Origin of the sequence: Dokdonella sp. (assembly GCF_035703485.1) — a bacterium.
In the GTDB taxonomy this organism is placed as follows: domain Bacteria; phylum Pseudomonadota; class Gammaproteobacteria; order Xanthomonadales; family Rhodanobacteraceae; genus Dokdonella.
On sequence record NZ_DASSYD010000164.1, the window covers coordinates 26,250 to 46,362 of the forward strand.

A 20,113-nucleotide genomic window follows, 5' to 3' on the forward strand; every position below is an offset into this window, starting at 1 on the left:
CGTTGTGAGAAGAATCATAACTTGTTGTTTATATTGAGTTATGTGACTCCTCATCGAGGGCGCGAGAATCCAACTACTCACTTTCCCGGATGAATAGATGCTTGACTATCTATTCAAATATCTATTCAGTCTGGGCCATGAGTGATGACCGACTGGAGCGACTGGCATCCCTGCTGCGAACACGCGGCCCGCAAGCAGCAGGCGTGATCGCGGATGAACTCGGCATCAGTCAACCCACCGTTTCCCGCCTGATTTCCGAGGCAGGCCCGCACATCGTGCGCATCGGACGGGCACGCGCGACACGCTATGCGCTGGCCCGCGAGATTGCGCGCGCAGGCAGCCATTGGCCGCTGTACCGGATCGATGCCGACGCCAAACCGCACACCCTGGGCGAGCTCCACGCACTACATGGTGATACGTTCTTTTTCGAGCCGAACAGTTCACGCCCTGCTCTCGTGCACGGTGAATTCGCATCCGGACTTTTCCCGGGCCTGCCGTGGTTTCTTGATGATCAACGTCCGCAGGGATTTCTCGGCCGCAGTTTTGCGCGCCGCGTTGCCAGCGAAATCGGTGCCACGGAAGACCTCAAGCTCTGGTCCGCCGATGACATCGTGCTTGCCTTGCTCCGTCACGGCGATGATGCGCCTGGTGATCTGGTTCTCGGCGAAGCTTCGCTGCACAAGGCCTTGAGCGGAATCATCACGCCAGCCGACCGTATTGCCGAGGATCAGCGTTCGAACCGATATCCGCAATTGGCCGATGCCGCGTTGCGAGGCGAGCATGTCGGCTCTGCGGCCGGTGGCGAACGGACCAAGTTTGCGGTGACCTTGCAGTGTGGCGATGAAAGCAAACCGGTCATCGTCAAGTTCAGTGAAAGCACGCAATCGCGGGCAGGACGTCGCTGGGCCGATCTCCTGATCTGCGAGCATCACGCCAGCGAAGTGCTGCTTGAATCCGGGTTACCCGCTGCGCGCAACGAAATTATCGAAGCAGAAGGTCGCGTATTTCTGCAATCGACCCGTTTTGATCGCACACCTTCGCTGGGCCGGCGGGGTTTCGTGAGCCTCGCGGCACTCGATGCAGCTTTCTACGCAACCGGCACGATCGACTGGTGGCGACTCGCGCCCCGACTCGCGCGCGACGGCTGGATCGATGACGCTGACGCACATCGGTTGCGCGTGATCAGCTGGTTCGGCCTGCTCATCGGCAACTCGGACATGCATCTCGGCAACGTCGGACTATATCTCGCAGACAGTCGACCGCTCGAACTCGCTCCGGTCTACGACATGCTGCCGATGCGCTTTCGACCGGCCAACAGCGGCGAGATTGTCGAGCGCCGTTATGAGATTGCCCTGCCTGCACCCGAACAAAGGGCCGACTGGCTCGAAGCAGCACCCATGGCTCGTCAATTCTGGCAGCGAATTGCCGACGAGCCACGCATCCCGGATCAATTCCAGGCTATCGCCAAAGATGCGAACGCGACTCTGGAGCGCGCCGTGCGCCACCTGAGGCCCTGAACCGACTGCCGGAATCCGGCAGAACGCGGCGCATCTTGTCGCAGCCTCTGAAAATTGGCTCCACACCCAAACGGCTGCGCCAATGCGTCAAGGCAACGCTGATCAGATCAGGCGACTGAGAACCGCGCGGGCACCTTCAGCGGATGGCTGCAGAAACAGCTCGGTGGCAGCCGCCGACCCTTGCATGCGATAGGTGCCTTCTTCGAGTTTCGGACCTTCAAGGTGGCGAAATTCGATACCGTATTGCTGGCAAATCGCATCGTTTCGGGTGCTCGACACGCCACTGACCTCGAGCAGCGTGCCCTGATCGCAACGTAAGCGATCGCCGACACGGAAGCCGAAATCAGCCGATTGTCGAGATGTCCTACTCGCTGCTTTGGAAATCACCGGTAACGCACTGGTCGCCGCCAGTGCGCAAGCAGCCATGATGAATCGACGTCGTTGCATGTTGTTGGCCTCGATGAATGACGGGAACAGCTCAGATTCGCTGGCGACGCAACTGCGTGACACCAATCAGCCCGATCAGGGTCAGCAGGAGCAGCAGTGACAAGTTGCTCAAAGTGGGAAGGTCCACGGCTTCCGGATCAATCCGGATCGTGAAATCCGCACTGACACTGGCCGACGGCGTATTGCTGTCGGTGACGGTAACTGTGAATGTGTAAACGCCGCGACTGGCAGGAACGCCGGAAATCAGGCCGGTTGGATCGAGATTCAGGCCTGGCGGCAGCGCGCCGGCCGTCACCGCGAACTGGTATGGCGGCAAGCCATCGCTTGCCGTCAGCATCTGCGAATAGCCGAAGGCCACCGTGCCATCCGCCAATGGCGTCGATACGAAGGTCAATGGTGGCACCTGGACCACGAGCGCATAACTGCGAGTTCCAGTCTGGCCATTGGCATCCGAGGCCTCGACATCAAAGTTGAACGTCCCCGGCCCGGTCGGGATACCCGAAAGCGTTCCGTCCGTTGCGAGGCTCAGGCCACCCGGCAGGCTCCCCGCTGCGACAGCAAACGTGTACGGAGCCACGCCGCCGGTAGCACTGATCGTTGCGTTGTAGGCGACGCTGGTCACGCCATCGGGGAGGCTGGCCGGATCGATCACGATTGTCGGCGCCGAAACGTCAAGGACGTAGTCGACAGCCACCGTGAATGGCGACCCGGTGCCGGTGGATCCGGTGTCGGTCGCCGTGATGGTGAAGTTGAATGTTCCCGGTGCAGTCGGGCTGCCCGAGAGCGTATCGCCCGCGAGGCTTACGCCGGCAGCCACCGATCCGGTCAGCGCATAGGTGTAAGGGCCAACACCACCCGAAGCCGTGAATGCCTGCGAGAACGGTGTGACATAGACGGCATTGAACGTCGTCGCCGCCGGAGTCATCGTCAACGTGGGTCCGGCAACGGTCAGGGCAAATGTCTGGCCTGCCGTGAACGGGCCAATGCCTGTGCTGCTGTCGGTTGCCGATGCATTGAGCGAGAAACTGCCGGCAGCCGTCGGCGTACCGGAAATCGTCGCGCTGTCTGCGCTGGTTGCGGTGATCGACAAACCGGCTGGCAGATTGGTGACCTGATAACCACTGTACGGCGAAGCGCCGCCCGACCAGGTAAAGGTCTGCGTGTAGGCGACGCCCACGGTCGCGGCGAATCCGCCACTGGGCGTGACCGTAATGACCGGGTCGCTGACCGTCACCGTGACGGTCGCGGCTGCGGATGTGCCACCGGAATTGGTCGCCGTATAGGTGAAGCTGTCGCTGCCGGCGAATCCACTGTTCGGCTGATAGGTGATCGACGTGCCGCTGGCGGATGCCGTGCCGTGTGTGGCGGCCGTGGCGACCGCGACCGAGATTGGCGTGCCGCCCGTGATGTTGAGGGCGACTGGATTGGTGGCGCTGTCGTAGGCCACCGAAACCGAAACCGGGTTGGCAACAGGAGGCTGGTCGACCACTGTGATCGAATAGGCCTGCGTGGCGCTGTAAGGTCCCGATCCGGCGCTACTGTCGGTTGCCGTCACCGAGAAGTTGAATGTACCCAGTGCGTTCGGCGTCCCGCTGATCTGGCCCAGAGCCGAGAGGTTCAATCCGCCAGGCAACGCGCCGGACATGAACGCATAGCTGTAAGGCGCGGTACCGCCGGTCGCGGGTCCGACGCTGGCCGTAAACGCAGCACCGAGTGTCGCATTCGGCAATGAGGCTGGAGGTAGCGTGACCACCGCCGGGGCAATGATGATCGAATATGCCTGATCGCCGGCGAACGGACCTGGCGTTGGACTCGAATCGGTTGCCGTGACGGTGAAATTGAAAGTGCCGCCGGCGGTCGGCGTTCCGCTTAGTACGCCCGCCGCTGAAAGTGCCAATCCCGGCGGCAATGCCCCCGCGCTTACCGAGAACGCATAAGGCGCGAGTCCACCGCTGGCTGATAGCGTCTGGCTGTAGGCCACGGCCACGCCACCGTTTGGCAGAGTGGTCGGGCTGATCGTGACCGGCACATCATCATTGGTGATTGTGCCGACGCCCTGATTGTCGCCAATCGTGGCGTTGCTGGCACCACTCAGATTGACGAAAAAGGTTTCGTTCGCTTCGGGAACGGTATCGCCATTGACGAAAACCGAAATTGACCGCGTCGTCGTCCCTGGCGAGAAAATGACTGCGCCGCTGTCGCTCGTGTAGTCGCCCGGAGCGGTCGCGGTGCCATCAGCCGTGGCGTAATTGACCGTGACGGCCTGTCCGCTCGGCGCACTCAGGGTGACGGTGAAATTTGCATTCACGACGCCGGCGTTGCCTTCGACAACCGTGACATCGTTGATCGACAAACTCGGCAATGGATCGTCATTGACGATTGTGCCAACTCCCTGGCCATCGACGACGACCGCACCGGACACATTGATGACATTGGCGAAGAATGTCTCGTTCGGCTCGTTCAAGGTGTCGCCGTTGACCAGCACGGTAAAGGTATAGGTACTGTTGCCGGCCGGGATGGTCTGGCCGGTCAGGCTGTTGGCGACATAGTCGATGCCGGCAGTGGCTGTGCCATTCGCGGTGGCGATGTCGAAGCTCACGCCACCGGGCCCGGCCGGTGCACTCAAGCTTACGGTGAAGGTGAAATTGGTCGTGCCTGCATTACCTTCGTTCGCCGCCACGTCGTTGATGATGAGGTTCGGCAAATCGTCGTTGAGGATCGTGCCGGTGGCGCTGGTGGGCACTCCGACGCTGTAGCCGGAACCCGCGGTGAGAGCAATGATCACCGTCTCATCGGCTTCGATGACTGCATCGGCCGTCGGATTGACCGTGATCGTGCCTGTGGTGCTACCGGCCGGAATGACCAGCGGCGAGGTCACGGCCGCATAGTCGACGCCCGGCGTGGCGGTTCCGCCGGCCGTGAAATTCACCGAGGTTGCGCTGAATGCTGCCTGGTCAAGCGTAACGGTGTAAACCAGGTTGGCTGCACCGTCCTCGGCCACGGCGGCCGGCGCGACCGCAATCGAAGCAGTCGGAAGATCGTCATTGAGAATGGTGCCGGTGGCGCTGGCAGGACTGCCGACGGAGTAGCCGGCGCCTGCAGCGACGCTGAGGATGACGGTTTCATCAGCCTCAACGGTCGTGTCGGCGGTCGGGTTGATCGTGACCGTTGCCGTCGTCGCGCCGCCCGGGATACTGACCGTGGCAATGCCGCCCGTGTAGTCAACACCCGATGTCGCGGTACCGCCGGTGGTGATGTTGACCAGCGTCGGTGACGATATATTCAGGCTGCGGGTCACGGTGAAGATCAGATTGGTCGCACCATCTTCGGACACACTGGCTGGGGCGACGGCGATCGATACGAACGGTGGCGGGCTGACGGTGAGCGTGAAGGGCTCGAGTTCGAAATAGCTGCCCGGACCAGTGCTGGAATCGGTGACGCGCAGGGTGACCGGGTAATTGCCCGGTGCGGCAGCGGTGGTGCCGCTGACCACGCCGGCGCTGGAGATACTGATGCCGGCCGGAAAGGTGCCGGTTTCCAGTAGATAACTGTGCGGGGCGACACCACCGGTGGTGGAGAGCACCTGCGAGAAGGCGATGCCCTGGATAGCGGTCGCGCTGGCCGGAACGAGCGTCAGACTCGGGTTCTGCACCGTGCCGGTATAGCCCTTGTCGACGAACTGGCCGATGTTGTCGGTCGATCGCACCACAAAGCTGTAGCCGCCGCGTTGAGTCGGCCTGCCGGACAGTACGCCGCCACTGGAGAGACTCAGGCCGACCGGCAACATGCCACCCTGCAGGGTATAGACGTAGGGCGCGACGCCACCGCTCGATGTCAGTGTCTGGTTGACCGGCGTTCCTGCACTCAGGGCAGGCAGGCTGGCTGGCGATACGACGATTGCCGACGTTGGAGGGGAAATCGTAACGTTGAAAGTGAGAATATCGCCATTCTCATCCTCTAGCCCGAATGAATCACTGGGTGCCGAATCGCCGTTGTTTACGTAGGTGACGAACTGCGTACCCGATCCAGACTGGGCTCCGAGGGTAATGTTGCCGTGCGCAGGGTCCCGAGCCGGATCGAATGGCAAGGCCATTCCGATATTCGATGGTCCATCGCAAGTGGCCAAGTCCATCGAAACCACGCTGCCGCCGCTGCTGACCGTCAAGCTTTGCGTCGGGCAGAAAGGCGAGACTTGCGCGAAGGCTGTTGACGAGAGGACACATAGAAACAGGCCGAGCACAAGATGCAGCACACCGCCGCGCCCGCGTGCATGGATCAATGGATTCATCAAACGCAGCATTTTTGTGTTCCCCTGATAGTCGGCGTGTCCCAGACCTGATTCTGGTCGACGTTTCGCAATCCCTTGATCGAACAGACGGTTCACCTCGCCTGTTCAACCTGATGCTGCGAGTCCAGCGCGCATTTAATCAGCATCTTCCGTCAAGGGGAAGCGTCTCATTCTGGAAAACGCAATTCACATCGGCTCTTGTTTCCGTGTTGGCAGAAGTGCAAAGTGGTCGCTCAGAGCATCAGAATGACCGTCGTCAACACCCAGAGGAGAGAGTTTCATGAGTGAGGTCTTTATCGGCCAGGTTTTGATGACTGGGTTCGATTTCGCACCAAGGAATTTCGCCCTGTGCAACGGCCAACAGCTGCCGATTAACCAGAATCAGGCGCTTTTTTCCCTGCTCGGAACTCAATACGGCGGCAACGGAATAACCAATTTCGCCCTGCCCGACTTGCGTTCTCGAACCCCCGTTGGCTACGCGAGTTCGGCGGATAGCGGCTGGCAGCCACCCGCCGTGCAAATCGGGCAGTCGGGCGGGACAGAGACCGTCACGCTATTGCAAAGCAATCTTCCTTCACACACTCATGAGATGAACGCGGCCAGTGGCGACGGCGACAGCCGTAATCCTTCCAACCGGGTTTTTGCCACGAATGTCAGCCGGACAACGCCTGCTGCCCTGTATGCCCCGGCGAGTGGTGACCTGGTGCCAATGAGCGGGCAGTCGCTGGCGGCTGCGGGAAGCAGTCAGGCGCACCCGAACATGCAGCCGTACCTGACGATCAATTTTTGCATCGCGTTGACCGGCATCTTCCCTTCACGGAACTGAGAGGCTGTCCATGCATGTACCATTTCGCAATCCGTCGCGAATTCCAACGAATCCAGCGCCCAACGCACCCAATAGCGGAGCCTGCAGCTCATGAGCGAACCTTTTGTCGGTGAAATCCGCATATTCGGATTCAGTCGAGCGCCAAGCGGATGGCTTGCCTGCGACGGCTCCTTGCTTGCGATCTCGCAATACGACGCCCTGTTTTCCCTGCTCGGCACGACCTATGGCGGGAATGGACAGACCACATTCGCACTGCCTGATTTGCGTGGTCGTATCCCTTTGCATCAAGGTCAGGGTCCCGGACTCGGCAGTTATCCAATCGGGAAACAAGCCGGCTCGGAGACGGTCACCCTGACGGCACCACAGATGGCGGCGCATTCCCACCCGGTACAAGCCACATCGGCAGCGGCAACGTCTGTGTCACCGAGCAACACCTTGTTACCAGGCGCAGTCAGTGGCGACGTGTTTTATGCCTCGGATCTTGCCGGCGCCACGACCATCCCGATGTCAGCGCAGTCGACCGATCCCACCGGTGGTTCGCTGCCACACGAAAACACGATGCCGACACTGGCCATGCAGTACTGCATTGCGGTTTTCGGCATTTATCCACCGCGCAATTGACCGTCAACGGTTCAGCAACCTGGTGATTCCAGGGTCGGTACTGCATCTTTCGAGGAACGCAAAGTGAGCTCACCCTTCGTCGGCGAAATCCAGATCTTCGGATTCAGTTTCAATCCTCGCAACTGGGCGTTCTGCGATGGCGCCTTGCTTCCGATATCGCAAAATACGTCGCTCTTTTCACTGCTGGGCACCATTTATGGGGGCAATGGTCAAACCTCGTTCCAGTTGCCCAACCTGAACGGGCGGGCAGCTTGTCGACAAGGTGCCGGCCCTGGATTGAGTACCCGCCAGATTGGCCAGACCTTCGGCAACAATGAAGTCACCCTGACAAGTAGCCAGATACCCGCTCACAGCCATGCTCTGGTCGCCTATTCGCAACCGGACGCCGCGCTCAAGAGCGGTGCGCCTGCTGTCAATAGCAGCTTTTCCACTCTGAACAATTCGGCTGATCGTCCTTTCAAGGCGGTGCCGGTCAATGCCAAACTCGCACCGCAGATGATCGGCCCGAATGCCTCGCCCAATGCTCCGCATGCCAACCAGCAGCCTTACCTCGCCGTCAATTTCTGCATTGCTCTGCAGGGTGTTTACCCGACGTTTCCCTGAGCGATGACACATCCGTCAATCGATGATTCGTCGCTCCGGCCATTTCCCGCAGCGACGAATCAAGCACTGACGACCAGATTCCAGCGTGCGGTACCGGGTTGCACGCTACGCCCACTTCATGCCGCCGATCTGCCGTGGTTGCGCGACCTCTACGCCAGTTCTCGGCAGGAAGAGATGGCGGTGCTGGCATGGCCTGACGAAGCCAAGCGTGCGTTCCTCGATCAGCAGTTCGCGGCCCAACATCAACATTTTCTGAGCCATTATCCGGACGCAGGTTTTTTTGCGATCGAACAACGCGGGCGCGGCCCGGCCGGGCGTCTGTATCTGCAAAGCAAGGCACGCAGCCACTTGCTGATCGACATCTGCCTGGCCCCATCAATGCGAGGGCAAGGCATTGGCAGTGCGCTGATACGCCAATGCCAGATCGACGCCGCTGCACTGAATCGCGACATGCTGCTGCACGTACATTGCAGCAACCGAGGCGCGCAGCAGCTTTACCTGCGACTTGGCTTTGTCAGTGTCGAGAACAACGGAAGTCATATGCAGATGCGCTGGCCAGCCAAGCCGTTGTCGGATCAGGAGGGGGCTGCTTCAACGCTCCACGTGGGCGAATGACCCAAGTTTGGCGCAGTCTACTCGGCGCGTGAAACACGAGAGACTCGTTGCAACGAATCCCCGCAACTTGCCAATGCGTGTTTCAGCAATCCGAACACGAACCAGAACATACAATGCGTTCGATTGCGCTTTACCTCTTAGTTGAATATCGCCTGGTATAAAAAGCCATCGCGCTCCCGCGCTATGGGTACCAGGAAAATGCCGACATCGCCGACCCGGCTGTGGTGCATAGGATAGGTCTGCTGCGGGAACAGGAACGATGAGGTATTGCGAAACAGCAGCGAAAACGGGGCCCGCATCAGGTTCGCCGCAGGAGCTTGTATCGGCCGCGCTTCAACCAGAACGAACTCGATCTCGCCGCCGTTGATTTCGGCGCGAAAGGTTTCGTTCACGCACCCGGAAAAATGTTCCAGCGTCAGAAGGTCCACGCGCGCGACATCCTCATATCGATGATTCCAATGGTGGAGCGAAAGCAGAATGCATTCGCGAATTCCTGCCATCGTCGCCGCTACAAGCAGCTTTCACAAGACCTGAAAGCCTGTCGAGGTTTGTTCGCGGATCTGCCGCGCAGAGCTCAACAAGTCGTTCGAGACTGACGGCGGATCCAGACATGCGAATCTCTCCGCCCGTTCCGGGCCGACGCCCGCTCCAGTCATGCAAAGACACCGATTCCCGCCACTACCCGCTGGCGCAATCCGGCAAGCATCTGCCGTTCCGTGAGTTCTGAAGCCCATCCGGGTCGCAACTGGAAATGCGGCTGGTCGACCAGCGTGCGCCAGTTGCCACCCCACTCCAGACCGAGCGTCTCGCCCAGCGCGCCGACTGCCTTGTACATCGGCGACTCGCCGAGATACTGATTGCGTTCAAACAAGCCGACATCGAAAGCGATGCCGAAGTTATGGCTGGAATAGCCACCGCGCGCGTTGGTGACGACGTTGCCCGGGCGCGTCCGGCCCTGCGCATAGAGGGCGTCCTGTTCGGCATAGGTGCGAAGCCCACTGATGATGTTGACCACGAGATCGTGTTCGCGGGCCTTGAAATAGAGCGCTCGCGCATAGGGTTGTATGCGTGGATGCAGGTTGGCGATTACTTTTTCGCTGCGCTGGTTCGCTCGATCACCCGTTTCAGTCAAGGCAAGATCGGACGGCGATGTGCGGTCGACGATGCGCTTGTAGATCGCACTCCATGTTTGCGGACCGGCACGTCCATCGACATCAATTCCAAGCCTGGCCTGTACCGCTCGCACCATCTCTTCGATCCGCATGATTTCTCTCCGTGAATTCGATCGAATTGAAGTATGCGCTCGCGCTGGAATGGACAACAACCATGTTGCAACTTCTGCCATTCGTGCTCCCATAGGCAGCGCCTCCGGGTTTGCGGTACCGTCAGGGTTTTCGGGACATGCCTCTTGCCAACCATCGGCTTGCTCATCTACGACGACGTCCAGGCCCTCGATGTCATAGGGCCGATAGATGTATTCGCCGCTGCCAACACGCTCAGTCGAGACGAGCGCAAACCCTATCAGTTGCTTGTGATCAGCCTCGGCAAAGAGCCGGTTCGTTGTGAAAACGGGTTGATCTTGGTTCCGGATACATCGATCGACAGCGCACCGCCGCTCGACACGCTGCTGATTGCAGGCGGTTCGGGCGGTCGGCAACTGGAAACCGACCCGCGCCTGCTCGGCTGGATCCGCGTGCGCGCAGTCGAGACACGTCGAATTGTTTCGATTTGCACGGGGCTCTACATTCTGGCCGCCACCGGCCTGGTCCAGGGACGCAGGGTGACCACGCACTGGCGCTACGCCAGCGACCTGCACAAACGCTATCCCGGCATGCACATGGATGCTGATCAGCTATTCGTGCGTGATGGAAAATACTATTCCTCGGGCGGCCTGACCGCGGGCATCGATCTGGCCCTCGCCCTGGTCGAGGAAGACCTCAGCGCCCATGCTGCCCTGGCCGTTGCCCGCGAGTTGGTCATGTACATCAAGCGGCCAGGCAATCAAGCGCAGTTTTCGGCGCCGCTCGACGCGCAGACGCGCGGCGAAGGCCGCATGGGCGAAATGATCGACTGGCTGCTCGAGCATCTGCATGAGGATCTCGGTATCGACCGACTCGCCGAACGTGTCGCCATGAGTCCGCGCAATTTTCGCCGCGTGTTTGCCGATGCGTTCGGCACCACACCAGCCGATCATGTCGAGCGCCTGCGCCTGGAACGCGCCTGCACCCTGCTTGTTTCCGGCCCGCTTTCCATCGATCGAATCGCTACCGCGACCGGTTCATGCGCATGCCATCACCGGAAATTGCCTTCCCCGAAGGAACCGATTTCGACGAAATATCCTCGGTGGGCGACAGGACATACTGGGAGACCGAATACACGGTCAGTGCGTCCCTTTCTTCTGAGGACCTGCTCGCCCTGATCAGGAAGTACGCAAAGGCCGATCCGGCGCTCAGCGTGCTGCCGCTGCCGGACCCGATGCAACTCGCCTGGCAGTACAAGGCCGAACGCGGAGGTCACTGGCGCATGAGTCTGCAGGCGGCAGAAGCACCGCCCGGGCAGCCGTTCCGGCTTGTCCTCAAGGTCGTGCATCTCTATTGAACGACTCAGAATCCGATCTCGTGTCGACGGTCACATATTTGCTGTCGCTTATTCGGCACATTGGCCACCTGCCCCGCGCAATCCTGCGATAACGAACATTCCGTTGGCGCAGGAAAAGCGGAGCTGCGACAGCACGGGCGGCGCAGCAGCCAGCTCCGTTGCCGTCGAACAGAGTATCCGCCCAGCCGAGGATCCACCCATGTCGCTTAAATTCGACGCCAATGAATTCGATAGCGCACTGCGCCAGTTCAAGCAGCACAAACCTGTGGCCTCCTCGACATCGGGATCCGACGCTGTCCGAATTCCCGGCGAACTCGATCAGAGCGAAGCATTCAAGGTGCGCATCATCACCGCGCGCGCGAAGCTGAAGTTGATGCGTGACCGCAGCGACGCTCTGCGTGACTCCTTGCAGCGCTTCCGCATGCAGCAAAACAACGCGAAGCGCGCCTGAGTCAGTAGCCACCCCGCCAGGCTCGCCGCACATGACTTCTGCCTCCCCGAGTTTCGAACTCTAGCCGCTACAATCGGCGTTCCATTGGGTCAGGGGATCGCCATGTTCGGACGCCTTGTTGTCATCGTCGCGCTGGTCGCATCGAGCGCCACGGTCAATGCCCAGGTGGATCCTGGCTCTTTCGATCATCTCGACTGGCGCCTGGTCGGCCCGTTCCGTGGTGGCCGCGTTCTCGCCGCCGCTGGCGTGCCGGGACAGCCGCAGCATTTCTATTTTGGCTCGGTCAATGGCGGCGTCTGGGAATCCAGGGATGCCGGTCGTACCTGGCAGCCGATCTTCGATGACCAGCCGATCGGCTCGATCGGCGCGCTGGCAATCGCCCCGTCTGATCCGAACGTGATCTATGTCGGTAGCGGTGAAGCCGACATGCGCTCGGATATCGCCCAGGGCGATGGCATGTACAAGTCGCTCGATGCCGGAAAGAGCTGGCACAAGATCGGCCTCGAGGATTCGCAGCAGATCGGTCGCATCATCATTGATCCCGTCGACGCGAACCGCGTCTACGTTGCCGCGCTCGGCCACGCCTACGGACCGAACGAGCAGCGCGGCGTGTTTCGCTCCACCGATGGCGGTACCCACTGGAGCAGGATTCTCGGCAATGACGATGCTACCGGTGCGATCGATCTCGCTTTCGAGCCGGGCAATCCGAACATCATCTATGCGGCGATGTGGCAGGCCCGGCGTACGCCGTGGAATGTCTACCCGCCGGCCAGTGGCCCCGGCTCGGGCCTGTACAAATCGGTCGATGGCGGCGATTCGTGGCAGCCGATCCGCGGCAATGGGTTCCCCGAAGGCAAGCTTGGTCGCATCGGTGTTTCGGTCGCGCCGAACATGCCGAATCGCGTGTATGCAATCGTCGATGGTGACGCCGGCGGCCTTTATCGATCCGATGATGCAGGGGTCCACTGGAAGCGCACCAGCAGCGACAACCGGATATGGAATCGTGGCTGGTATTTCGGCCGCATCACGATTGATCCGACCAATGCCGATCGCGTCTACGTGTTGAATACCATCGTGCTGCGCTCCGACGATGGTGGCAGCACGTTCATTCCGCTCAAGGGCGATAACACCGGTGATGATTTCCACGATTTGTGGATCGATCCGAGCGCTCCGCAGCGGCGCATTCTCGCCGTCGACCAGGGTGCCATTGTCAGCGTCAATGGCGGCGAGACCTGGTCAAGCTGGCACAACCAGCCGACTGCGCAGATGTATCACATCATCACCGACGACCGCTTTCCCTATCGCATCTACGGCGCACAACAGGATTCCGGCGCGATCGCCTTGCCGAGTCGCGGCAACTCGCGCAACGGCATCACCATGATGCAGTTTCGCGAGGTCACTGCCGGTGGCGAATCGGGGATGATCGCACCCGATCCGCGCGACCCCGACATCATCTACGGCGGCCGCGTCGACAAGCTGGACCTGCGCACCGAACAGACCCGCTCGATCGATCCGACCCTGGCCGAACCGGATCTCTATCGCAACACCTGGACCCTGCCGCTGGCTTTCGACGCACGCGATCCGGGCACGCTCTATTACGGCAATCAGAAGATCTGGCGGACCCGCGATGGCGGCGAACACTGGCAGGCGATCAGTCCCGACCTGACCCGGGAGAATCCAGCCGTTCCGGCCAATCTCGACAAGGTGACCGCGGCCAACAACCTCGGCAACGGGCCGCGTCGTGGTGTCGTCTATGCGATTGCCTCATCGCCACTCAAGGATCAGCGCATCTGGGCCGGCACCGATGACGGCCTGATCTGGCGCACCGACAATGCTGGAGAACATTGGAACAATGTCACTCCGAAGGCGCTCACTGCGTGGTCGAAGGTCGGCATCATCGAGCCTTCGCATTTCAATGCTGACGGTGCTTACGTCGCGATCGATCGTCATCGCCTCGACGATCGCAAGCCCTACATCTATCGCACTCGCGATGGCGGCAAGAACTGGCAACTGATCGTCAACGGCATTCGCGAGGGCGATTTCGTCAATGCGGTGCGCGAGGATCCGAAGCGCAAGGGCTTGCTCTATGCGGCGACCGAACTCGGCATGTACATCTCGTTCGACGACGGCGACCACTGGCAGACCCTGCAGAAGAACTTGCCGCGCACCTCGGTGCGCGATATCGACGTGCACGGAGATGACCTGGTCATCGGCACCCACGGTCGCGGCATCTGGATCCTCGACAATATCAGCGCCCTGCGTCAGCTCGATACATCAACGGCATCGACCACGCGACTGTTCGAACCGGCCACGGCAATCCGCTACCGTGAAGCGGAATTCACCGGCACGCCGCTGCCAAAGGACGAGCCAATGGCGGCGAATCCAAAGAGTGGTGCCTACATCGATTATCGACTTGCAGTGGATGCAAAGGCACCCGTACGGCTGGTCATCAAGGACGCCGGGGGCAATCCGATCCGTCAGTGGCACAGCACCGATATTCCAGATGCGATCGACCTCTCCAGAATCGGATCGGCACCGGAATGGGTTGAGCAAGCAACACCGCTGGCAACCGCGAAGGGCATGCATCGTTTTATCTGGTCGCTGCACTATCCTTCGGCCACCGACGTTTCAAACCCGTATGCCGACGGCATCTGGGCCCCACCCGGTCGTTACAGCGCCGAACTGACGGTTGATGGCATGACCTACACGCAATCCTTCAACGTGGTTGCCGACCCGCGCATTGATCTGCCGGACAGCGCCTATCAGGCCAGCTTCGAACTCGCCCGCAAAATCGAAGCGTTGCAGGTGCGCATCAGCAATGCCAGCGAGGAGGCTTCCGCACTTCGCAAATCACTGGCAGAAAAGCGTGCTTCGACAGCCGACGCGGCTAGCCGAATGAAGATGGATTCTTTCGAAACCCGACTCAATGCAATTACCGGCAGCACACCTGCACCGAATCCATTCAATGCCTGGTCAGTGCCGCCAAAATCCACGCAAACTCTGACCTGGCTGGAGCGCGCGCTCGGCCAGTTGCTCGCAGCAGTGGATGGCGCCGATGCCATGCCGTCTGCAGATTCCCGAATGGGCTACGAAAAGCTCACGGCACTGGTCGACACCACCATCGAAGAATGGAAGCGCATCAGCAGCGACACCTCTGCGCATTGATTCGGCTGTGCGCAATCGCGGGAGGGTGCGCTGAATTCTCCAAGGATCAAATCAAGTCAGAGGCACTGGGTCCCTGCCTGCGCAGGGGCGACGAGCGGTGGCGGGCGAGGGCAACGCTGATCAAGTGGCACAACGGGCATCGGGCGCGGTCCTTTGGGCCCATGTGCCATTGCACACTTGAAGACTCGACATGGAATGCGATGATGCGCCTTGTTGTCGATTCGGGAATTCAACATGAAGTTTTTTTCTGGCAGCCTGCTCGGCTTCGCTTTTTGCCTCGCACATGTCGGCTCGGTCCATGCCGATCAAACCGTCGCCACTTCGGCCGATCAGCAATTCAAGGCGATTTACGAGCAGGAGTGGAACTGGCGCAAGCTGCAATTCCCAGGCATCGATGATGACAAGGACGAACACACCCGCATTGATCATCTGCCGCACGTGGATGCAGCCACCCAGAGGCAGCGCCTGAAGGTCTGGAATGATGTCTTGAAGCAGCTTGATGGCCTGACGAAGAGCGAGTTGTCGGCTGCCGAACAGATCAATTACGCCGTGTACCGGCCGCAGATCGAGAATATGGCTGCCGACATCCGCTTTGGCAGCTACGAGATGCCATTCAATTCGGATTCCTCGTTCTGGTCGAATCTCGGCTTCATGACACGCGAACCGCTGCGCAGCAGTGAGGATGCCGAAGACTACATCGCGAAACTGAAAGATGTGCCGCGCTACTTCGACGAGCAGATTGTCAACATGCGCGCCGGTCTCAAGCGCGGCTTCAGCGTGCCGCGTGCGGTGCTGCCGGGTCGTGATGCCTCGATCGCAGCCGTTACCGATCTTGAGAACGCCACCGACAGTGAGTTTTACAAGCCACTCAAGGATCTTCCGGCGAGCTTGGCGGACGAACGCCAGCAGCAGTTGCGCGCCGAAGGCCTCGCCGCGATCCGCGAGCAGGTGATTCCGGCATACGCCAAGCTGCTCGAATTCTTTCGCAAGGAGTACATGATCAAGGCACGCAAATCGCTGGCCGCCGAATCGATGCCGAATGGCAAGGCCTGGTATCGCCAGCAGATTCGCGAATACACCACACTCGATCTGAATGCCGAGCAGATCCACCAAATTGGACTCGACGAAGTCGCGCGCATCGAGAAGGAAATGCTGGCGACGATGAAAGAAGCAAAGTTCGACGGAAGCTTCGCCGAATTCCTCGCCTTTTTGCGCAGCGATCCGCAGTTCTATGCCAAGACTCCGGAGGAACTGCTGATGCGCGCGGCGTGGATCGCAAAACGTGTGGACGCCAAACTCTCGCGCTTTTTCGGCCTGTTGCCACGCGGACGCTTCGGTATCGAACCGGTACCGGCCGACATCGCGCCGTTCTGGACCGCGGGGCGCGGCGGCGCGTCGACCTATTGGCTCAACACCTACGACCTGCCCTCGCGACCGCTGTACAACCTGCCCGCACTGACCTTGCACGAATCGGCACCGGGACACTCGTTCCAGATGTCACTGGTCAACGAACAGAAGGCGCAACCGGCATTCCGGAGAAACAGCTATATCTCGGCCTACGGCGAAGGCTGGGGACTGTATTCGGAGAAGCTCGGCATCGAGATGGGCATCTACACCACGCCGTACGAGAACTTCGGCCGCCTGACCTACGAGATGTGGCGCGCCTGCCGTCTGGTCATCGATACCGGCGTGCACCACAAGGGCTGGAGCCGCGACAAGGCGCTGGCCTATTTGCGTGACCACACCGCGCTCAGCGAACATGAAGTCACTACCGAGGTTGATCGCTATATTTCCTGGCCCGCGCAAGCGCTCAGCTACAAACTCGGCGAGATCCGCATTGTTGCTCTGCGCGCCGAAGCCGAGAAAGCCCTCGGTGCCGATTTCGACATCCGTGCCTTCCACGATGCCGTACTCGCCCAGGGTTCAGTACCGCTGAACGTGCTCGATGAGCAGATTCACCAATTTATTGCCGGGAGCAAGGCCGCGGCTGAAAAGAAACGAGCGACGACGCAATAGTTATTTCGATAAACGTCGCACTCTTGCGTGCGCTGATGGCTTCGTGAAACCGCTGGAGCATCTTCAGGCGCGATGCTTCTGACGTTGCTTTTGCCATTCCCCATTCCCGTGCAAGGCATCTCGCCTGAAGGCGCTTCTACGGGTCCTGCGCCGCTCATTCCTTTGCTGGCGGCTCGGGCTTCCTGGCTTTCGGAGCCATTTTTGATTTCGGTTTGGCACTTTTGCCGCCCTTCTGCTCCGCAGCGGCTTGCTTCGACCATTCCTCAATCAGTTTTGCGCGTGCCTCGCGTCGGCTTGGAGGCTCTGACTCTGCAGGCGTTTCGTCGGCTTGCGGATCGCCCGTATCGATATAGCGCAACAACCGATCGATTTGCTCAGCAAGAACGCCATCGACGGCGGGCGCAAACTGGTCGAGATAGCTCATGCTTGAACCGTTGGCGCGATAGCTCACTTCGAGCATCGTTGTATCGTTGTCGCTCGGATCAAGCTTGAAGGTGAGGATGCCGTTCAAGGCAACTTCCTGCAGCGGACCAAGTGCCGTATTAAGCCGCAGCAACCGGTCGTTCAAGGCCAGGATGACCCGACCGTGCTCGACGCTGCCTTCGGCCCAGCGTTCGCAGAAGCAACCGCCGGCTTCGGTTTTCAGACTGAGATTTTCAGCCTTGCCCGACCAGGTGTGCTCGGCACTCCACCAATGCGCAACCTCACTGATCGCGATATAGACTTTTGCCGGCGGTGCCTCGACGTGTGCGGTGAATCCGAGCAGGAAATGATCGGCCGATTGCTCGACCACCTCGGCGCTGGCATTGCCTGCGAGTACCAAGCTCAGCACTAAAGTGAAAAGCGCTGTTTTCATTGAATCCTCGCCGGCCGGGATTGATGACTTTGCAGGGAATGATACCTGCCCGGTGGCGCTCCCCGGATTCCATCATCCGGGTGGTCCCCAGCAACTGACTGGCTGGCCAAACCGGAACGACGCGGCATCAGTGTTGACGCAACCGGGCAATCTCCGGTCAAGCGATCGCGAACGCCTCAGGCATCCGCATCGGTAGCCCAGCCTTCGCCGGTACCGCGATTGAACACGGCATCTGATTCCAGCACGTTGCCGGCAGGAATCGATTCCTGATTTGCCAGTCGTTCGTAGATCGGCACGAAATCCGGGCGCGTCGCATCCATCAACTGCTCGAAGCTGTCGATGACGAAGTAGGTTTTCTGGAAGGTATCAATGCGATAGCGGGTACGCATGATGCGCTCGAGATCGAAGCCGATACGGTTGGGCGCGGCCGATTCAAGACAGTGAATCGACTCGCCTTTTGAAGAGACGATGCCCGAACCGTAAATGCGCAACTCGCCATTTTGCCGGATCAGGCCAAATTCAACGGTGTACCAGTAGAGCCGGGTCAGATTGACCAGGGCTTCGGCGCTGATGCCGTGCGCCTTGACTCCGCCGCGACCATAGGCGGCCATGTAGTCGGCAAACACCGGATTGAGCAGCAGCGGCACATGACCGAACAGGTCGTGGAACATGTCGGGTTCGGCAATGTAGTCGATTTGATCAGGGCGACGGATCCACCAGGTGACCGGAAAGCGCCGATTGGCCAGATGATCAAAGAAATCGAGCTCTGGCAGCAGGCCTTCGACACCGATCAGTTTCCAGCCGGTGGTCTTGCCAAGCACTTCGTTGAGTTCTTCGAAGCGCGGAATCTCATCAGCGGACATGCCGAAGCGCTTCTGGTTCTCGATGAATTCGGCGCAGGCGCGGCCCTTGAGAATCTCGCGCTGACGCTTGAACAAGGTCGACCAGGTGGCGTGATCTTCCTTGGTATAGCTATCCCAGGGCTGATCGACGATGGTCGTTGTGTAGACCGGTACATAGCCCTTGTCGGTCAACTTGTTTTCGACGCGGCGCGGTTCTGCAGACATGATTTCAACCCGTTCGATTCGACCTTCCATGCTAGCCGGTTCATTGCGCAACAGGTTTGCAAACTTGCCTGATTCACGGTGAGTGACGCATATTTATTGCGTTGATCATTTACTCGACGCAATAATCGAGCGAAACCATGGCAAACATCCTCGACCGAACCGATTTGCGCATCCTCGCCCTGCTTCAGGGCAATGGCCGCGCGACCAATGCCGAAATTGCCGAATCGGTGAGTCTTTCGGCGTCAGCCTGTCTGCGCCGCATCCAGAAACTCGAGGCCGATGGCGTGATTGCCGGCTACGCGGCCCTGGTCGACCCAATGGCGGTCGGACTCGGCCTTCAAGCTTTCGTTCGCGTGCAACTGGAGAAGCACGGCAGCGCGGTCGTACAGCATTTCGTAGAAAGCGTGCAGAGCTGGAGTGAGGTGATTGCCTGCCACGCGTTGACCGGCGAGATGGACTATCTGCTGCACATCGTGGTCAGCGATCTTGAACACTTCTCGCGATTTCTGCTCGACAAGCTGCTCAACGAAAGCGGTGTAGCCGACGTCAATTCGAGCTTCGTCCTGCGCACCGTCAAGCAGACCCGCGAACTGCCGATTGCGGTCAGCTGATGCGACTTAGGGCAACGCTGCTTAATGGAGGGTGCGTCGGGTCCCATCCTCGTCGTCATCGTCATCAATGCGGATCGGAAACTTGAGGATGCGCGACGATTCGCTCGATTCGGAATCACGATGCCACAGTACCGGCACGTCATGCGGACGCGGCAGTTCGAGCTCGCTATCGAATGCAGCCTGTTCATCGTCTTCCTCGTCCTCCCAGCTATAGCGTTTGCGTACGGGCTTTGGATCAAGGCGGAAAAACAGAATCGCCGCCAGCGCGCCAACCACGGCACCGGCCAGGTGATATTCGAAAGAGACATGCTCTTCACGCGGCAGCACGGTCAGCAGCATGCCGCCGTAGAAAAAGAACACCACCATCGAGATGGCCACGCCGAGACGATCCCGACGCAACAGGCCGATCAGAAACAGGAAGAACATGAGGCC

Annotated in this window: 18 protein-coding genes and 2 pseudogenes; 11 read left to right on the top strand and 9 right to left on the bottom strand. The window is 59.9% G+C overall.

Features of this window, described 5'->3' with window-relative positions; translation table 11 throughout:
- Positions 1-137 precede the first annotated feature (137 nt).
- The gene (gene yjjJ, locus VFN25_RS12640) at positions 138-1,517 is read left to right on the top strand and encodes a type II toxin-antitoxin system HipA family toxin YjjJ (RefSeq protein ID WP_325142472.1); all 1,380 of its coding nucleotides are present in this window, start codon (positions 138-140) and stop codon (positions 1,515-1,517) included.
- Between the two features lie 102 nt (positions 1,518-1,619).
- On the opposite strand, the gene VFN25_RS12645 is transcribed toward yjjJ, so the two are convergent.
- The 4 genes and pseudogenes from VFN25_RS12645 to VFN25_RS16850 all read right to left on the bottom strand — a co-directional run.
- The gene (locus VFN25_RS12645) at positions 1,620-1,964 is read right to left on the bottom strand and encodes a hypothetical protein (protein WP_325142436.1); all 345 of its coding nucleotides are present in this window, start codon (positions 1,962-1,964) and stop codon (positions 1,620-1,622) included.
- Positions 1,965-1,995: 31 nt separating this feature from the next.
- The gene (locus tag VFN25_RS16840) at positions 1,996-3,198 is read right to left on the bottom strand and encodes a putative Ig domain-containing protein (protein ID WP_414648951.1); all 1,203 of its coding nucleotides are present in this window, start codon (positions 3,196-3,198) and stop codon (positions 1,996-1,998) included.
- Positions 3,199-3,204: 6 nt separating this feature from the next.
- Positions 3,205-5,589: pseudogene (locus VFN25_RS16845) on the bottom strand (beta strand repeat-containing protein); the annotation flags it as partial.
- A gap of 36 nt (positions 5,590-5,625) precedes the next feature.
- A pseudogene (locus VFN25_RS16850) lies at positions 5,626-6,264 on the bottom strand (Ig domain-containing protein); the annotation flags it as partial.
- Between the two features lie 268 nt (positions 6,265-6,532).
- On the opposite strand from VFN25_RS16850, the gene VFN25_RS12655 reads away from it, so the two are divergent.
- The 4 genes from VFN25_RS12655 (at position 6,533) to VFN25_RS12670 (ending at position 8,917) form a co-directional block, all read left to right on the top strand.
- Complete coding sequence (locus VFN25_RS12655; protein ID WP_325142440.1) at positions 6,533-7,078, top strand: phage tail protein; 546 nt, start codon at positions 6,533-6,535, stop codon at positions 7,076-7,078.
- A 90-nt stretch (positions 7,079-7,168) separates the two neighbouring features.
- Entirely contained in the window at positions 7,169-7,699 is a 531-nt protein-coding gene (locus VFN25_RS12660; RefSeq protein WP_325142442.1) for a phage tail protein, read from the top strand.
- A 63-nt stretch (positions 7,700-7,762) separates the two neighbouring features.
- Positions 7,763-8,302 carry a phage tail protein gene (locus tag VFN25_RS12665; protein WP_325142444.1) on the top strand — a complete coding sequence of 180 codons (540 nt, stop codon included), beginning with the start codon at positions 7,763-7,765 and terminating at the stop codon, positions 8,300-8,302.
- Between the two features lie 3 nt (positions 8,303-8,305).
- Positions 8,306-8,917 (top strand): N-acetyltransferase, encoded by a 612-nt coding sequence (locus tag VFN25_RS12670; protein ID WP_325142447.1) that lies wholly within the window; start codon positions 8,306-8,308, stop codon positions 8,915-8,917.
- A gap of 137 nt (positions 8,918-9,054) precedes the next feature.
- Here VFN25_RS12670 and VFN25_RS12675 read toward each other — a convergent pair whose 3' ends face one another.
- Positions 9,055-9,345 (bottom strand): DUF6916 family protein, encoded by a 291-nt coding sequence (locus VFN25_RS12675; protein ID WP_325142449.1) that lies wholly within the window; start codon positions 9,343-9,345, stop codon positions 9,055-9,057.
- Positions 9,346-9,569: 224 nt separating this feature from the next.
- Positions 9,570-10,181: a M15 family metallopeptidase gene (locus tag VFN25_RS12680; RefSeq protein ID WP_325142451.1), complete on the bottom strand. Its 612-nt coding sequence runs from the start codon at positions 10,179-10,181 to the stop codon at positions 9,570-9,572.
- A gap of 144 nt (positions 10,182-10,325) precedes the next feature.
- Between VFN25_RS12680 and VFN25_RS12685 the strand changes: the two genes are divergently transcribed.
- The 5 genes from VFN25_RS12685 (at position 10,326) to VFN25_RS12705 (ending at position 17,147) form a co-directional block, all read left to right on the top strand.
- Positions 10,326-11,336 carry a GlxA family transcriptional regulator gene (locus tag VFN25_RS12685; protein WP_325142453.1) on the top strand — a complete coding sequence of 337 codons (1,011 nt, stop codon included), beginning with the start codon at positions 10,326-10,328 and terminating at the stop codon, positions 11,334-11,336.
- Between the two features lie 35 nt (positions 11,337-11,371).
- On the top strand, positions 11,372-11,515 hold the full coding sequence (locus VFN25_RS12690; protein WP_325142456.1) for a hypothetical protein: 144 nt from the start codon (positions 11,372-11,374) through the stop codon (positions 11,513-11,515).
- A 199-nt stretch (positions 11,516-11,714) separates the two neighbouring features.
- Positions 11,715-11,966 carry a hypothetical protein gene (locus tag VFN25_RS12695; RefSeq protein WP_325142458.1) on the top strand — a complete coding sequence of 84 codons (252 nt, stop codon included), beginning with the start codon at positions 11,715-11,717 and terminating at the stop codon, positions 11,964-11,966.
- A gap of 102 nt (positions 11,967-12,068) precedes the next feature.
- Positions 12,069-15,131, top strand: coding sequence for a WD40/YVTN/BNR-like repeat-containing protein (locus VFN25_RS12700; protein ID WP_325142460.1), 3,063 nt, complete (start codon positions 12,069-12,071; stop codon positions 15,129-15,131).
- A gap of 234 nt (positions 15,132-15,365) precedes the next feature.
- Positions 15,366-17,147, top strand: a complete 1,782-nt coding sequence (locus tag VFN25_RS12705; protein WP_325142462.1) for a DUF885 domain-containing protein — start codon at positions 15,366-15,368, stop codon at positions 17,145-17,147.
- A 154-nt stretch (positions 17,148-17,301) separates the two neighbouring features.
- On the opposite strand, the gene VFN25_RS12710 is transcribed toward VFN25_RS12705, so the two are convergent.
- Positions 17,302-18,003: a hypothetical protein gene (locus VFN25_RS12710; RefSeq protein WP_325142464.1), complete on the bottom strand. Its 702-nt coding sequence runs from the start codon at positions 18,001-18,003 to the stop codon at positions 17,302-17,304.
- A 176-nt stretch (positions 18,004-18,179) separates the two neighbouring features.
- Positions 18,180-19,070 (bottom strand): phenylalanine 4-monooxygenase, encoded by an 891-nt coding sequence (gene phhA / locus VFN25_RS12715; protein WP_325142474.1) that lies wholly within the window; start codon positions 19,068-19,070, stop codon positions 18,180-18,182.
- 137 nt (positions 19,071-19,207) lie between these two features.
- On the opposite strand from phhA, the gene VFN25_RS12720 reads away from it, so the two are divergent.
- Complete coding sequence (locus VFN25_RS12720; RefSeq protein WP_325142466.1) at positions 19,208-19,681, top strand: Lrp/AsnC family transcriptional regulator; 474 nt, start codon at positions 19,208-19,210, stop codon at positions 19,679-19,681.
- A 21-nt stretch (positions 19,682-19,702) separates the two neighbouring features.
- Here VFN25_RS12720 and VFN25_RS12725 read toward each other — a convergent pair.
- On the bottom strand, positions 19,703-20,113 hold a 411-nt coding region (locus tag VFN25_RS12725), incomplete at its 5' end, for a rhomboid family intramembrane serine protease (protein WP_325142468.1).

Bases quoted from the DNA above. Each gene is read 5' to 3' on its own strand.
- VFN25_RS12645 (WP_325142436.1), bottom strand. From the start codon at position 1,964: ATGCAACGACGTCGATTCATCATGGCTGCTTGCGCACTGGCGGCGACC.
- VFN25_RS12705 (WP_325142462.1), top strand. From the start codon at position 15,366: ATGAAGTTTTTTTCTGGCAGCCTGCTCGGCTTCGCTTTTTGCCTCGCA.
- VFN25_RS12655 (WP_325142440.1), top strand. From the start codon at position 6,533: ATGAGTGAGGTCTTTATCGGCCAGGTTTTGATGACTGGGTTCGATTTC.
- VFN25_RS12660 (WP_325142442.1), top strand. From the start codon at position 7,169: ATGAGCGAACCTTTTGTCGGTGAAATCCGCATATTCGGATTCAGTCGA.
- phhA (WP_325142474.1), bottom strand. From the start codon at position 19,070: ATGTCTGCAGAACCGCGCCGCGTCGAAAACAAGTTGACCGACAAGGGC.
- VFN25_RS12680 (WP_325142451.1), bottom strand. From the start codon at position 10,181: ATGCGGATCGAAGAGATGGTGCGAGCGGTACAGGCCAGGCTTGGAATT.
- yjjJ (WP_325142472.1), top strand. From the start codon at position 138: ATGAGTGATGACCGACTGGAGCGACTGGCATCCCTGCTGCGAACACGC.
- VFN25_RS12695 (WP_325142458.1), top strand. From the start codon at position 11,715: ATGTCGCTTAAATTCGACGCCAATGAATTCGATAGCGCACTGCGCCAG.
- VFN25_RS12700 (WP_325142460.1), top strand. From the start codon at position 12,069: ATGTTCGGACGCCTTGTTGTCATCGTCGCGCTGGTCGCATCGAGCGCC.
- VFN25_RS12710 (WP_325142464.1), bottom strand. From the start codon at position 18,003: ATGAAAACAGCGCTTTTCACTTTAGTGCTGAGCTTGGTACTCGCAGGC.
- VFN25_RS12670 (WP_325142447.1), top strand. From the start codon at position 8,306: ATGACACATCCGTCAATCGATGATTCGTCGCTCCGGCCATTTCCCGCA.
- VFN25_RS12720 (WP_325142466.1), top strand. From the start codon at position 19,208: ATGGCAAACATCCTCGACCGAACCGATTTGCGCATCCTCGCCCTGCTT.